The following is a 12,730-nucleotide window of genomic DNA, read 5'->3' as shown; positions in this document are numbered from 1 at the left end:
GCAGCATTCAACACAGCCTCCCTACATACTCAACGAAGGAATCGCCATGGCTCATACGCTCCCGCCGCTCCCGTACGCTGAAGACGCACTCGCGCCGACCATCTCGAAAGAGACGATCGAGTACCACTACGGCAAGCATCATCAGGCTTATGTGACGAACCTGAACAATCTGATCCCGGGCACGGAATTCGAAAACCTGTCGCTGGAAGAGATCGTGAAGAAGTCGTCGGGCGGCATCTTCAACAACGCCGCGCAAATCTGGAACCACACGTTCTTCTGGAACAGCCTGTCGCCGAACGGCGGCGGCGCACCGTCGGGCGCGCTGGGCGACGCGATCAACGCGAAGTGGGGTTCGTACGACGCGTTCAAGGAAGCGTTCTCGAAGGCCGCAGTCGGCACGTTCGGTTCGGGCTGGGCATGGCTCGTGAAGAAGGCCGACGGTTCGCTCGACATCGTGTCGACGAGCAACGCCGCCACGCCGCTGACGACGGCCGACAAGCCGCTGCTGACGATCGACGTGTGGGAACACGCGTATTACATCGACTACCGCAACGCACGTCCGAAGTTCGTCGAAGCGTTCTGGAACATCGTCAACTGGGACTTCGCAGCGAAGAACTTCGCGTAAGTCCATGCGTACTGCGCGCCGTTGCGGCGCGCGGCACCCGAAGAAAAGCCCTCGTCACGAGGGCTTTCTTGTTTTGGTCGGGCGGGAATCGATGCGTGGCACTTGCCGGATCAGGCGAGCGCCGTCGCCAACCAGCCGAGCGCCGCGCTCGCGATCACGACGGCCCACGGCGGCACCCGCCAGAACACGAGCGCGACGAACGCGACGAGCGCCGCCGCGAAGTCGCGCGGCGACACGATCGTCTCGCTCCACACCGGGTGATACAGCGCGGCGAGCAGCAGCCCGACCACCGCCGCGTTTACGCCCGCGAGCGCGGCCTGCATGCGTGTGCTGCGGCGCAGGCGTTCCCAGAACGGCGCGGTGCCCGCGACGAGCAGGAACGACGGCGCGAAGATCGACACGAGCGCGATCGTCCCGCCGAGCCAGCCGTTCGGCGCGTCGCGCAGCGACGCACCGAGGAACGCCGAGAACGTGAAGAGCGGCCCCGGCACGGCCTGCGCGACACCGTAGCCGGCGAGGAACGCCGAATCGCCGACCCAGCCCGGCGCGACGACGGCCGCCTGCAGCAGCGGCAGCACGACGTGCCCGCCGCCGAACACCAGCGCGCCGGTGCGAAAGAATGCGTCGGCCACCGCGAGGGTATGCGAATGCAGCGCGCCCGCCGCGAACGGCAACGCGACGAGCAATGCGGCGAACAGCACGAGCCACAGCGCACCCGCGCGATGCGACACGTGCAGCGGCAGCGGATCGTGCGCGCCGCGCTCGGGCTGCGGCAACAGTACCAAGCCGGCCGCGCCGGCCGCGACGATCACGGCCACCTGCAGCCATGCGGCCGGCACGAGCAGCGCGAGGCAGGCCGCGACCGCCATCAGCGTGGCGCGGCGCGCATCCGGGCACAGCGTGCGCGCCATGCCCCACACCGCCTGCGCGATCACCGCGACCGACACGATCCGCAACCCGTGCAGCGCGCCGGCCGCGACCGGCATGCCCGCAGCGTGCATGCCGAGTGCGAACAGCATCATCAGCAGCGCCGATGGCAGCGTGAAGCCGAGCCATGCGGCGAACATTCCCGCATAACCAGCGCGCGACAGGCCGATCGCCATCCCGACCTGGCTGCTCGCCGGCCCCGGCAGGAACTGGCACAGGCCGACGAGATCGGCATACGCGCGTTCGGTCAGCCAGCCGCGCCGCGTGACGAACGCGTCGCGGAAGTAGCCGAGATGCGCGACGGGCCCGCCGAACGACGTGAGGCCGAGCCGCAGGAACGCGACGAAGACAGGCCACGCGTGGCGGGAAGGGGCGGTAAGGGTGGACGTGTTCAAGCGCGTATGCGGGGAGAAGGACGAACGAGCCGCCACGATAGCGCGAAGCGATGACGGCGGGAATGCGGCGTTGCGGCGATCGCTCGATGGCGTCACGACGGGCGCGTCAGGACGGAGGCGGCGCGTCGTCAGTGCGTGCCGTCAGTGAGTGCCGTCAGGCAGCCCGCTCGCCCGGCGCAGCGCATCGACATCGACGAGTTCGATCTCGCCGACATGCAGCCGCACGACGCCGTCGGCCTGCAGCGCCTTCAGCAGCTGGTTGGTGGTCTGCCGTGTGAGCGACAGCATCGCCGCGAGCTTTTCCTGCGACAGCCGGATGCGCGTGCGGCCGGCGCTGATCCCGCCGTAGCCGTCGGCGATCATCAGCAGCCGTGCGGCAAGCCGCTGCGCGGCCGGCATCACGCTCATCGATTCGACGGTCAGGAAGCTCAGCCGGAGCTTTTGCGCCATCAGCAGCGCGAACTGCCGCCAGTATTGCGGCGTCGTGTCGAGAATCGCGAGCAGCGCGCGCTGGGGGACGTGCAGCAGCAGCGTGTCGTCGAGCGCGATCGCGTCGTGCGTGCGCGGCTGGCCGTCGAACAGCGCGATCTCGCCGAACCACGTGACGGGTTCGGCGACCGTCAGCAGCGCTTCCTTGCCCTGCGGATCGACCGCGCCTATGGTGAGGGCGCCGGCCAGCACCGCATACAGCCCGCATGGCGGGTCGCCGCGGCGGAACAGCGCGTGGCCGGCCGGCAGGTGCCGCAACGCGGCGCGGGCGAGCAGGTCGTCGCGCAACGCCGGCGGCAGCGCGGCGAACCAAGGGTGCGCTTCGATCTGCGGCAGGTACGGGGCGAGCGGCGAGGGCATGGGCACGCGATGTCGGGTAGCTGACAGAGGTTCCTGGGCGTGACGCGCATCATAGCGCCCAATGATCGTTCAGGAGACGCCATGAAGACGCTCGAAGACCACCTTTCCCAGTATGCGGCCTACCATCGCGACGCGCGCAACATCGCGACGCATCTGGTCGGCATTCCGATGATCGTGTTCGCGGTCGAGGTGCTGCTGTCGCGGCCGGCGCTCGGCACGCTGGCCGGTGTCGCGCTGTCGCCGGCGCTGCTGCTCGCGGTGGCGTTCGCGGTGTTCTACCTGCGCCTCGACCTGCGCTTCGGGGCGGTCATGACCGCGCTGTTCGCCCTCGGCCTGTGGGCCGCGCAGACGCTCGCGCTGCTGCAGACCGCGCAATGGCTCGGGATCGGCATCGGCGCGTTCGTGGTCGGCTGGATCGTACAGTTCGTCGGGCACTGGTTCGAGGGGCGCAAGCCCGCGTTCGTCGATGACCTGGTCGGGCTGATGGTCGGGCCGCTGTTCGTCGTCGCCGAAGTCGCGTTTTTCGCGGGCCTGCGCGGCGACGTGCGCCGCGAGGTCGAGCGGCGCGCGGGGCCCGTGCACGGCGGCGCGCATTCGCATGTCTGACGCGTCGGCCGCGCCGGCCTGCGGGTTCGGCGCGGACGCGGTCGGCTGCGCCCTCGGCGGCCGGTTCGCGGCGGCATCGCGGCCGGCCCTGGCGCGGCGATGCGCCGTGGGCCGAACTGACCGCGCCGGCGACCTGCGAGCGGCGCGGGGCCGCGCGTCGCCCGCCATCCCACGCGCGACGCGCAACGGCTAAGATGCGGGGTGCGTCGCACGACAGGACGCGTACGCGGAGCAATCGCCATGGTGGATCGCCCGACTCTCGATGCCTACGAAGCCCATGCCGCGCAATACGCGCAGGACTGGCTCGACCAGGCCGCCCCCGACGACATGTATGCACTGCTCGAGCAGTATTTCTCGCCCGGGCCGACGGCCGACGTCGGCTGCGGTGCGGGACGCGACGCCGCGTGGCTCGCTTCGCGCGGATTCGACGTGCGCGGCTACGATGCGAGCGCCGCGCTGCTCGCCGAGGCGCGCTTGCGCCACCCGTCGCTGACCTTCGAGCTGGCTGCGCTGCCGGCGCTCGCCGGCGTGCCGGCCGGCGCGTTTCGAAACGTGTTGTGCGAGACGGTCGTCATGCACCTCGAACAGGCGGATGCTGCAGCGGCGGCCGCGCGGCTGGCCGGGTTGCTGATGCCCGGCGGCACGTTGTACCTGAGCTGGCGGGTGGCCGGCAACGGCGCGCTGCGCGACGAGCGCGGCCGCTTGTATACGCCGCTCGATTCGGCGCGCATGCATGCGGCGCTCGGCGCCGGCATGCACGTGATCGACGAGCACGAGGTGGTCAGCGCGTCGTCCGGCAAGCGCGTGCACCGGCTGATCGCGCGCCGCGCCAACGCCCTCGACGGCGCCGCGTGAGCGCGGCCGCGCGAACTCATTCGCGGCTGAGTGCCGCTTCCCAGTTGATGTCGACGCACAGCACCTGCATGCCGGTCGCGGCCGGCGCGGCGATCGATGCGGTCACGCACAGGTGCGCTTCGTTGATCGACAGGTACGGCGGCGTCAGATGCACGCGGCCGGGCGCGCGCATCGCGTGGATGAAGTAGGGGCGGCGCTCCCAGCTCGCGCCTTCCGAATGCAGCAGCGGCCGGAAGCGCTTCGCCCGCTGCGAGACGCTGCCGCGCGCGAGCACGTTGTCGCCGATCTGGCGGCCCGATGCATCGAGCAGGAAGCAGCGCGCGGTTTCCGGCAACCCGAGCACGGCGCCGGCCGCGTCGATCAGCGATTCGCCCGCGACGAGCTTCCGGCTGGCCTCCTCCAGCGCGGCGACATACGGTGCGAGGCGTTCGGCCTGCGTGCGCTCGCGTTGCGCGACGCGCAGCCGCAACGCGGCCGACAGCGTATCCATGCAGCCTGCGGCGGCCTGCGGTTGCACGGGGTCGACGCTCGGCCCCGCGAAGTACTGTCCCTGCACGAAATCGACGTCGCATTCGAGCGCGATCATCGCGTCGCGCTCGGTCGAGAGCCCGCCCATCAGCACGAGCTGGCCGGATTCGTGCAGCAGCGACACGAGCCCGGGCAGTACGCGCTCGAGATGCGAGTGTTCGCTCGCCTGCGCGAGGATCCCGCGGTCGAGCGTGACGATGTCGGGGTGCAGGTGCCACACGCGGTCGATGTTCGAATGTTTCGCGCCGAAGCCGCCGAGCGCGATCAGGAAGCCGGCCTTGCGCAGCCCGTCGACGATCGCCGCATAGCGCGGCGTCTCGCCGCCCGCCTGCTCGGGCACCTCGAGCACCACGCGATGCGGCGGCAGGCCGAGCGCCTTCAGGTTCGCGAGCAGCGCGTCGCCGTAGACGGTGTCCATCAGCGCCGCCGGGTGCAGGCTCAGGAAGAGCCATTCGTCGTGACTGTCGAACGCGTGGAAGTTGCCGAGATGCAGCGATTCGGCGAGCCGGCCGAGCTCGAGCAGGTCGCCGCGCCGCGCCGCCTGCGTGAACACCTCGTGCGACGCGACCTGGCGGCTGTCCTCGTCGTGCGCGCGCAGCGACGCGTGATAGCCGATCGCGCGGCGGTGCGACACCGAGAAAACGGGCTGGAACACGCTGAACACGGTGTATGCGCCGTACAGCACGGTGCGCCGCTTCCCGTCGTCGCCGGCGACGGGGCGGGGCGGCTGGAAGCCGGGTGGATCGATGTCGATCATGCTCATGATGTCGGCCGAAGGAAGACTGCCAGTTTACCTACAGAATAGGCGAGCAAGAAGCATGCACGGCATCGTGCCCCGTGCGGCGGGCCGTCGCGGCCGGCAGGGCGCGCGCGGTGCAGCCGTGCTGCACCGACATGGTGCGCGGCGCGCCGCCGTGGCGATTGTGGCGGCGCGCGCCGTGCGTCACGCGCGTTCGGACGGATCGGTCTTGTGCTGCGTGCCGCCGCGGATGTCGGGCGCGAGTTGCGCGAAGATCCACGCGGACGCGGCCGTGATGATCCCGACACAGATGAAGGTCGCATGGAACGCGGGCAGCGTGTTGCTCGGCGTCACCGTGCGCAGCATCCCGGTGAAGGTGGCCAGCAGCGCGCCCGCGACCGTGACGCCGAGGCTCATCGACAGCATCTGCACGAGCGAGAACAGGCTGTTGCCGCTGCTCGCGCCGCCGGTGCCGAGATCCTTCAGCGTCAGCGTGTTCATCGCGGTGAACTGCATCGAGTTGAAGCCGCCGAACAGCGCGAGATGGACGACCTTCACCCACACCGGCACCGTGTCGCGCATCAGCGCGAAGCTCGCCATCATCACCCCGACCATGATCGTGTTCGCGAGCAGCACCTTGCGGTAGCCGTGCCGCGTGATCAGGCGCGTGATGATCCGTTTCGAGAACATCCCGGCCGCCGCGACCGGCAGCATCATCAGCCCGGCCTCGAATGCCGAATAGCCCAGGCTCACCTGCAGCAGCAGCGGGATCAGGTACGGCATCGCGCCGCTGCCGATCCGCGCGAACAGGTTGCCGAGCAGGCCGACGCTGAACGTATGGATCTTGAACAGCTCGAGCGAGAAGATCGGCTGCGGCGCGCGCACCGCGTACAGCCCGTACGCGACGAAGCACGCGAGGCTCAGGATCAGCAGCACGAGCACGGCCGCATGCTGCATCCCGAGATCGGCGAGCCCGTCGAGCGACAGCGAGATAGCGACCATCCCGATCGTCAGCAGCAGATAGCCCTTCAGGTCGAAGCGGCCGACGGCCGGGTTGCGCGCGTCGGGCATCGAGTAGAAGGTCGCGACGCAGCCGGCGACGCCCACCGGCACGTTGATCAGGAAGATCCAGTGCCACGACGCGATCTTCACGAGCCAGCCGCCGAGCGTCGGCCCGATCAGCGGCCCGATCAGCCCGGGAACCGCGACGAACGACAGTGCGGGCAGGTAGCGTTCGGCCGGGAAGGTGCGCAGCACCGCCAGCCGCCCGACCGGCAGCAGCATCGCGCCGCCCACCCCCTGCACGACGCGGAACACGACGAGCTGTGACAGCGTATGCGCATTCGCGCACAGCAGCGAACCGAGCGAGAACACCAGGATCGCGCTGAAGAACACGCGCCGCGTGCCGAACGTGTCCGCGAGCCAGCCCGAGACGGGAATCATCACCGCCATCGTCAGCGAGTAGGCGATCACGACCGACTGCATCCGCAGCGGCGATTCGCCGAGACTCACTGCCATCGACGGCAGCGCCGTGTTGACGATCGTCGCATCGAGCGTCTGCATGAAGAAACCCGTCGCAACGAGCCAGAGCATTATGGTGAGGTTCTTTTCGCCGGGAGCGGCGGCGGGCGGACGTTGGAACATGGGGACGGACCGGTGGCGCGGGACAGCCGCCATTGTAGGCAAAGCCGCCGTGCCACGCAGGATCGGTCCGGACGCCTGTCCGGCGGCGGACCGATACAGTTCAGTCGAAAGTGTCTGCAGGCGTATCTGTCCGTGTGTCGCCACGGTCCGAAATACTGGCGTCATCGAACCCACGCGACCCGGAGGCGGCCATGCGCGAACTGCGACTCTACGAGATGGACGGCAACGAACCGGCCGGGCGGTGGCGAATCGTCGATCGCACCGCGTTGCAGGTCGCGGACGGCGGTCTATGGGTGACGATCGAGGGCCGGCCCGACGATCACTGGTTGCATGCCGGCGAGACCCTGGCGCTGCTGCCCGGCATGCGCGTATGGATCAGCGCGGCGGCGGGCGGCGCGGTGTTCGCGTTCGGCCCGCAGGCGGCGCCGGCCGTGCAGGCCGCGCCGAGCGCGTGGCGGCGGCTCGCCGCATGGCGCGGCGGCCGCGCTCAGGCAGCCGCGTCGCTGCCGACGTAGCGCGCGCGGGGCCGGATGAGCTTGCCGTCAGCGTACTGCTCGAGTGCGTGCGCGATCCAGCCCGCGGTGCGGCCGGCCGCGAACAGCGTGAACGCGGCGCCGTCGGGCAGCGCAAGCGTGCGCTCCAGCACCGCGAGCGCGAAATCGATCGACGGCCGCAGGCCGGTCGCCGCCTCGACGCGCGCGGCGAGCGCGCGGGCCATGCGCAGCGGTGCCCGGGCGGGCAGCGTCGCGTGCAGTGCGTCGAGCAACGCGCGTGCGCGCGGATCGCCGTCGGGATAGAGCGGATGCGCGAAACCGGACAGCGCCGTGCGTGCGCCGTCCGCGCGTTCGTCGTGTGCGACGCGCAGCGCGAGGTAGCGGTCGAGGTCGGCGGCCCGCGCGGCTTCGTCGAGCAGGGCGCCCGCGCGGAACGTCTCGCCGCCGTGGCGTGGGCCCGACAGCGCCGCGAGCCCGCCCGCGATCGCACCGAACAGATGGGTGCCGGTCGACGCGATGCAGCGCACCGCAAAGGTCGACGGGTTCAGTTCGTGATCGGCGCACAGCACGAGTGCGCGGCGCAGCAGGTCGGCTTCGTCGCGCCGCCGGATCCGCCACGCGGCGGCGAGCTGTCGATGCACGGGCGCGTCGCCCGGTGCGATGCCGGCCAGCGCGGCCGTCGTCACGCGCAGCAGCAGCGTGGCCGCGTCGAACTGCGCGTCGCGCCCCTGCGCCCACAGGCGCGGCAGCGAGGCGGCCGCGGCGGGGAGCAGCACCAGCGTGCGCTCGAGCGGCGCGAGATGGGCCCAGCGGCGGGCCCAGTCTTCCCACTGGGCGGTGTCGAAACCGATCGACGCAAGGCCTGCCGCCGCGAGCCGCGCGGGCGGACAATCCCACAGGCGGGCCGCCGTTTCCTCGAGCGTCGCGTCGTTCGCGAGCGCGATCGCATCGGCGCCGCGATAGTGCAGGCGCCCGTCGGCGATTTGCGTGATCCGCGATTCGAGCACGGGCACGCCCCAGTCGAGCGAGCGTTCGGCGACGCCGCCCGCGCGTTTTGCATCGGCGCGGCGGCGCGCGAGCAGGCGCACCTCGTCCGCGTCGTAGCGGCGGCGCTTGCTCGCGCCGTCGGGCAGCGAGCGCAGCAGGCCGCGGCTCACATACGCGTAAAGGGTGCTCACGCTGACACCGAGGATGCCGGCGGCTTCCGGCGCGCTGAGGGACGTCATGCCGATCGCTCCTGTCGGGGCGCATGAAGCGCGGCCCGGCTACAACTATTCGTTATGCGTTGATTCGCGCAATCAAGATTGATCGCGCCTGTCGCGAATTCTAGACTCGAATGCGTCTCCTCCACGGCGCGCTTCCACCATGACCCCCGAACTCGCATTGACCCACTTGTGGCAACTGGCGCACGGCGAACCGCGCGCACTGGCCCGCGCGGCCGTGGCGGGGCAGGACCCGACGCTGCCGTCGGCATTCCACGTCGGCACGCTCGCCGCGGCGACGATCGCGGCGGCCGGGCTCGCGGCGGCCGAATGCCACCGGCTGCGCACGGGCGTCGCGCAGCGCGTCGACGTGTCGATGCGCGACGCGCTCGTCGCGTTTCGCAGCGAACGCTACCTGCGCGTGGACGACGGCCTGCCGCCCGAGCCGCGCCATCCGGTGACGGGCTTCTACGAAACGCGCGACGGGCGCTGGATCCAGCTGCATGCGAACTTTCCGCATCACCTGCACGGGATTCTCGACGTGCTCGGCAGCGGCCCGCAGCGCGATGACGTGGCCGCGGCGATCCGCACGTGGGACGGCGCGGCACTCGATACCGCGCTCGCCGAGGCCGGCCTGTGCGCGGCATTGATCAGAACCCCTGACGAATGGGCGGCGCACGACCAGGCACGGGCACTCGCGTCGCTGCCGCTGTTCGAGATCGAGCGGATCGGTGACGCGCCCGTCGAGGCGATCGGCCACGGCGCGCCCGACCAGCCGCTCGCGGGCGTGCTCGTGCTCGATCTCACGCGCATCATCGCGGGGCCGGTCGCGGGCCGCACGCTGGCATCGCACGGGGCACAGACGCTGCTCGTCAACGGCCCGCACCTGCCGAACATCGCGTCGCTCGTGATCGACAACGGGCGCGGCAAGCGCTCGACGTGGATCGACCTGCGCGAGGCGGGCGGTGTCGCCACGTTGCGCGCGCTCGCACGCGACGCCGACGTATTCCTGCAGGCCTATCGCCCCGGCGCGCTCGCGGCGCGCGGGTTTTCGCCGCAGGCGCTGGCGGAGCTGCGACCCGGCATCGTCTGCGTGTCGGTGTCCGCATACGGGCACGCGGGGCCGTGGTCGATGCGGCGTGGCTTCGACAGTCTCGTGCAGTCGGCGAGCGGTATCGCGTGGCACGAGCAGCACGCCGCGCACGCGGACGGCCCGCGCCATCTGCCATGCCAGGCGCTCGATCATGCGACGGGTTATCTCGCGGCGTTCGGCGCGATGATCGCGCTCGCGCGCCGTGCGACGGAAGGGGGGAGCTGGCACGTGCGGCTCTCGCTCGCGCAGACGGGGCGCTGGCTGCAATCGTTCGGCACGGTGCCGGACGGCCTGCGGGCGCCGGATTTCACGTTCGACGACGTGCGCGACCGGATCGACCGGAGCGCGTCGCCGTTTGGCACGATCGATGCCGTGCGTCCGGCCGAACGCCTGTCGGCGACACCGCCGCGCTTCTCGAGGCCGCCCGTGCCGCTCGGCACGGACGAAGCATGCTGGTTGTGAGCGCCGGCGGCGCCGTACGCCGTGAGTATTGCCGGCGTTACTTGCGCAGTTCGACGACGAAGTCGTAGTAGTCGTTGCGGCAGTAGGTATCGGTGAGTTCGATCGCGCGCTGGTCGGCCGTATAACCGATCCGCGTGATCAGCAGCAGCGCGTCGTGCGGCGCGATGCCCATCTGTTGCGCGATCTCGTCGGTCGCGTTGACCGCGCGGAAATGCTGCAGTGCGCGCACGATCGGCGTGCCGCGCGCTTCGAGATAGCTGTACAGCGAACCGCCGATCGCCTGCGGATCGGGAATCAGCGTGGCGGGGAACGTCGAGTTCTCGACGGCCATCACGATGCCGTCGGCGAGGCGCAGGCGTTTCAGCCGTGTAACGGAGGCGGCCGGCGACAGGCCGAGCTGGATCACTTCGTCGCGATTCGCGGGCTGGATTTCGCGCTCGAGCCATTGCGAACTCGGCTTGAAGCCGCGGCGCTCGAGCATCTCGCTGAAGCTCGACAGCCGCGACAGCGGATCCTCGTAGCGCGGCCGGATGAAGTTGCCGGCCCCTTGCGTGCGGCGGATCAGGCCCTGCTCGACGAGCAGCGCGATCGCCTTGCGCGCGGTAATGCGCGACACGCCGAGCGCTTCGGACAGCACGCGTTCGGACGGCAGCGCCTCGCCGGCCGCCCAGCGATTGTCGTGGATCGCGTCGCCGAGCTTGCGGGCGAGCTGCAGGTAGAGCGGCGTGTCGTTGTCGGGGTCGGGGCGCAGGTCCTGCCAGCGGTCGTCCGTGGGTGCCTTCATGGAATGGGTATCGATCAGGGTGCCGGCCATTCTAAGTCATCATGCGGTGCCGTTATAGCCGGTTTTTGCCGTGTAACAGGTGGACGCCGCACCGATTGACTACACTGATGCGTCGTATTTGATGCTTCGGCCGCGGGTGCGCGGCCACGAATCCGCAGCGAGGAGCACATGACAGACACGATCGCCACGGTCGTCCTGCCGGACGGTGAGACGATTCCGAAACTCGGCCTGGGCACCTGGGAAATGGGCGAGCGGCCCGCGCGCCGGGCGGACGAGATCGCCGCATTGCGCGAGGGGATCGATCTCGGGATGACGCTGGTCGATACCGCCGAGATGTACGGCGACGGTGCGACCGAGGCACTCGTCGGCGAGGCGCTCGCCGGCCTGCGCGACGACGTGTTCCTGGTCAGCAAGGTGTATCCGCATCATGCGAGCCGGCGCGGCGTCGTCGCCGCGTGCGACGCGAGCCTCAAGCGTCTGCGTACCGATCGTCTCGACCTGTACCTGCTGCACTGGCGTGGTTCGGTGCCGCTCGAGGAGACGGTCGAGGGGTTCGAGGCGCTGCGACGCGCGGGCAAGATCCGCCACTGGGGCGTCAGCAACTTCGATACGGCCGACATGGCCGAGCTCGTCGACGAGGCGGGCGGTGGCGCGTGCGCGACCAACCAGATTCTCTACAACATCGCGCGGCGCGGCCCGGAATTCGACCTGCTGCCGTGGCTCGTCGATCATCGGATGCCGGCGATGGCCTACAGCCCGGTCGATCACGGACGGCTGCCGAAGCGTTCTCCGCTCGATGAAATCGCGCGGCAGCGCGGTGTGTCGGTCACGCGCGTCGCACTCGCCTGGGTGCTTGCGCAGCCGGGCGTGTTCGCGATTCCGAAGACGTCGCGGATCGAGCACGTGCGCGACAATCGCGCCGCGCTCGATCTCGTGTTGAGCGATGACGAGCGCGCGCAACTCGACGGGTACTTCCGTCCGCCGCGCAGCAAGCGCGCGCTCGAAATGCTCTGACCGCGTCGGGGGCAGGCGATGCGTCGGTCAGTGGCCATGGCCACTGGACGATCCGCCGTTGCCGCCATTGCCGCCGGCACTGCCGCTTCCATTGCCATTGCCGACGCCGTTGGCGCCACCGTTGCCAGCGCCGCCGCTACCGTTGCCATTACCGTTGCCACCGCCGTTGCCGTGACCGCCGGTGCCATGGCCGCCGCCGCCGGAACCACCGCCGGAACCACCGCCGGAACCACCGCCGGAACCACCGCCGGAACCACCGCCGGAACCGCCACCGGAACCGCCACCGGAACCACCGCCGGAACCACCGCCACCGTGGCCTCCGCCACCGCCGGAGTCGCCACCACCGTGACCTCCGCCACCGGAGCCTCCGCTACCGCCGGAGCCGCCGCCACCGTGACCTCCGTCGCCGTGGCCTCCGCCACCGCCGGAGCCGCCACCACCGTGACCTCCGTCGCCGTGGCCTCCGCCATCGCCGGAGCCGCCACCACCATGACCCCCGTCGCCGTGGCCTCC

General features: G+C 70.4%; 13 protein-coding genes. 7 read left to right on the top strand and 6 right to left on the bottom strand.

Translation table 11 applies throughout. From position 1 onward, the window contains the following. Positions 1–46: 46 nt before the first annotated feature. Positions 47–625 carry a superoxide dismutase [Fe] gene (gene sodB, locus DIE02_RS08580; protein ID WP_124486975.1) on the top strand — a complete coding sequence of 193 codons (579 nt, stop codon included), beginning with the start codon at positions 47–49 and terminating at the stop codon, positions 623–625. A 110-nt stretch (positions 626–735) separates the two neighbouring features. On the opposite strand, the gene chrA is transcribed toward sodB, so the two are convergent. Next, positions 736–1,947 (bottom strand): chromate efflux transporter, encoded by a 1,212-nt coding sequence (gene chrA, locus DIE02_RS08575; protein WP_124486976.1) that lies wholly within the window; start codon positions 1,945–1,947, stop codon positions 736–738. Positions 1,948–2,088: 141 nt separating this feature from the next. Further along, positions 2,089–2,796: a Crp/Fnr family transcriptional regulator gene (locus DIE02_RS08570; RefSeq protein ID WP_124486977.1), complete on the bottom strand. Its 708-nt coding sequence runs from the start codon at positions 2,794–2,796 to the stop codon at positions 2,089–2,091. Between the two features lie 81 nt (positions 2,797–2,877). On the opposite strand from DIE02_RS08570, the gene DIE02_RS08565 reads away from it, so the two are divergent. Together DIE02_RS08565 and DIE02_RS08555 are read left to right on the top strand one after the other, a co-directional pair. After that, complete coding sequence (locus tag DIE02_RS08565) at positions 2,878–3,402, top strand: DUF962 domain-containing protein (RefSeq protein WP_124486978.1); 525 nt, start codon at positions 2,878–2,880, stop codon at positions 3,400–3,402. Between the two features lie 240 nt (positions 3,403–3,642). Then, positions 3,643–4,257, top strand: a complete 615-nt coding sequence (locus tag DIE02_RS08555) for a bifunctional 2-polyprenyl-6-hydroxyphenol methylase/3-demethylubiquinol 3-O-methyltransferase UbiG (protein WP_124486980.1) — start codon at positions 3,643–3,645, stop codon at positions 4,255–4,257. 16 nt (positions 4,258–4,273) lie between these two features. Here DIE02_RS08555 and DIE02_RS08550 read toward each other — a convergent pair whose 3' ends face one another. Both DIE02_RS08550 and mdtD read right to left on the bottom strand, forming a co-directional pair. After that, entirely contained in the window at positions 4,274–5,548 is a 1,275-nt protein-coding gene (locus DIE02_RS08550; protein ID WP_044845572.1) for an EAL domain-containing protein, read from the bottom strand. A 180-nt stretch (positions 5,549–5,728) separates the two neighbouring features. Beyond that, on the bottom strand, positions 5,729–7,168 hold the full coding sequence (gene mdtD / locus DIE02_RS08545) for a multidrug transporter subunit MdtD (protein ID WP_124486981.1): 1,440 nt from the start codon (positions 7,166–7,168) through the stop codon (positions 5,729–5,731). A 191-nt stretch (positions 7,169–7,359) separates the two neighbouring features. On the opposite strand from mdtD, the gene DIE02_RS08535 reads away from it, so the two are divergent. Then, positions 7,360–7,683 carry a DUF2917 domain-containing protein gene (locus DIE02_RS08535; protein ID WP_044845574.1) on the top strand — a complete coding sequence of 108 codons (324 nt, stop codon included), beginning with the start codon at positions 7,360–7,362 and terminating at the stop codon, positions 7,681–7,683. On the opposite strand, the gene DIE02_RS08530 is transcribed toward DIE02_RS08535, so the two are convergent. After that, a complete protein-coding gene (locus DIE02_RS08530; RefSeq protein ID WP_124486982.1) occupies positions 7,656–8,888 on the bottom strand; it encodes a citrate/2-methylcitrate synthase in 1,233 nt (410 codons plus the stop codon). The genes DIE02_RS08535 and DIE02_RS08530 overlap by 28 nt on opposite strands. Positions 8,889–9,027: 139 nt before the next feature. Between DIE02_RS08530 and DIE02_RS08525 the strand changes: the two genes are divergently transcribed. Beyond that, positions 9,028–10,419, top strand: coding sequence for a CoA transferase (locus tag DIE02_RS08525; protein ID WP_124486983.1), 1,392 nt, complete (start codon positions 9,028–9,030; stop codon positions 10,417–10,419). 37 nt (positions 10,420–10,456) lie between these two features. Here DIE02_RS08525 and DIE02_RS08520 read toward each other — a convergent pair whose 3' ends face one another. After that, positions 10,457–11,203 carry a GntR family transcriptional regulator gene (locus DIE02_RS08520; protein ID WP_044845577.1) on the bottom strand — a complete coding sequence of 249 codons (747 nt, stop codon included), beginning with the start codon at positions 11,201–11,203 and terminating at the stop codon, positions 10,457–10,459. Positions 11,204–11,371: 168 nt separating this feature from the next. On the opposite strand from DIE02_RS08520, the gene DIE02_RS08515 reads away from it, so the two are divergent. Both DIE02_RS08515 and DIE02_RS08510 read left to right on the top strand, forming a co-directional pair. Further along, the gene (locus DIE02_RS08515; protein ID WP_124486984.1) at positions 11,372–12,217 is read left to right on the top strand and encodes an aldo/keto reductase; all 846 of its coding nucleotides are present in this window, start codon (positions 11,372–11,374) and stop codon (positions 12,215–12,217) included. A 36-nt stretch (positions 12,218–12,253) separates the two neighbouring features. Further along, positions 12,254–12,730, top strand: a 477-nt coding sequence (locus DIE02_RS08510; protein ID WP_185702610.1) for a hypothetical protein, incomplete at its 3' end; no start/stop codon positions are given.

This window comes from Burkholderia sp. Bp8991 (genome assembly GCF_003853795.1).
In the GTDB taxonomy this organism is placed as follows: domain Bacteria; phylum Pseudomonadota; class Gammaproteobacteria; order Burkholderiales; family Burkholderiaceae; genus Burkholderia.
The sequence above is the reverse complement of the archived record's forward strand: the minus strand, read 5'-3'. Positions and strand labels throughout refer to the sequence as shown.

What these genes read in the sequence shown, in the direction of transcription:
- DIE02_RS08520 (WP_044845577.1), bottom strand. Translation starts at nt 11,203, where the DNA reads ATGAAGGCACCCACGGACGACCGCTGGCAGGACCTGCGCCCCGACCCC.
- DIE02_RS08565 (WP_124486978.1), top strand. Translation starts at nt 2,878, where the DNA reads ATGAAGACGCTCGAAGACCACCTTTCCCAGTATGCGGCCTACCATCGC.
- sodB (WP_124486975.1), top strand. Translation starts at nt 47, where the DNA reads ATGGCTCATACGCTCCCGCCGCTCCCGTACGCTGAAGACGCACTCGCG.
- DIE02_RS08550 (WP_044845572.1), bottom strand. Translation starts at nt 5,548, where the DNA reads ATGAGCATGATCGACATCGATCCACCCGGCTTCCAGCCGCCCCGCCCC.
- DIE02_RS08515 (WP_124486984.1), top strand. Translation starts at nt 11,372, where the DNA reads ATGACAGACACGATCGCCACGGTCGTCCTGCCGGACGGTGAGACGATT.
- DIE02_RS08535 (WP_044845574.1), top strand. Translation starts at nt 7,360, where the DNA reads ATGCGCGAACTGCGACTCTACGAGATGGACGGCAACGAACCGGCCGGG.
- DIE02_RS08555 (WP_124486980.1), top strand. Translation starts at nt 3,643, where the DNA reads ATGGTGGATCGCCCGACTCTCGATGCCTACGAAGCCCATGCCGCGCAA.
- DIE02_RS08525 (WP_124486983.1), top strand. Translation starts at nt 9,028, where the DNA reads ATGACCCCCGAACTCGCATTGACCCACTTGTGGCAACTGGCGCACGGC.
- DIE02_RS08530 (WP_124486982.1), bottom strand. Translation starts at nt 8,888, where the DNA reads ATGACGTCCCTCAGCGCGCCGGAAGCCGCCGGCATCCTCGGTGTCAGC.
- mdtD (WP_124486981.1), bottom strand. Translation starts at nt 7,168, where the DNA reads ATGTTCCAACGTCCGCCCGCCGCCGCTCCCGGCGAAAAGAACCTCACC.
- DIE02_RS08570 (WP_124486977.1), bottom strand. Translation starts at nt 2,796, where the DNA reads ATGCCCTCGCCGCTCGCCCCGTACCTGCCGCAGATCGAAGCGCACCCT.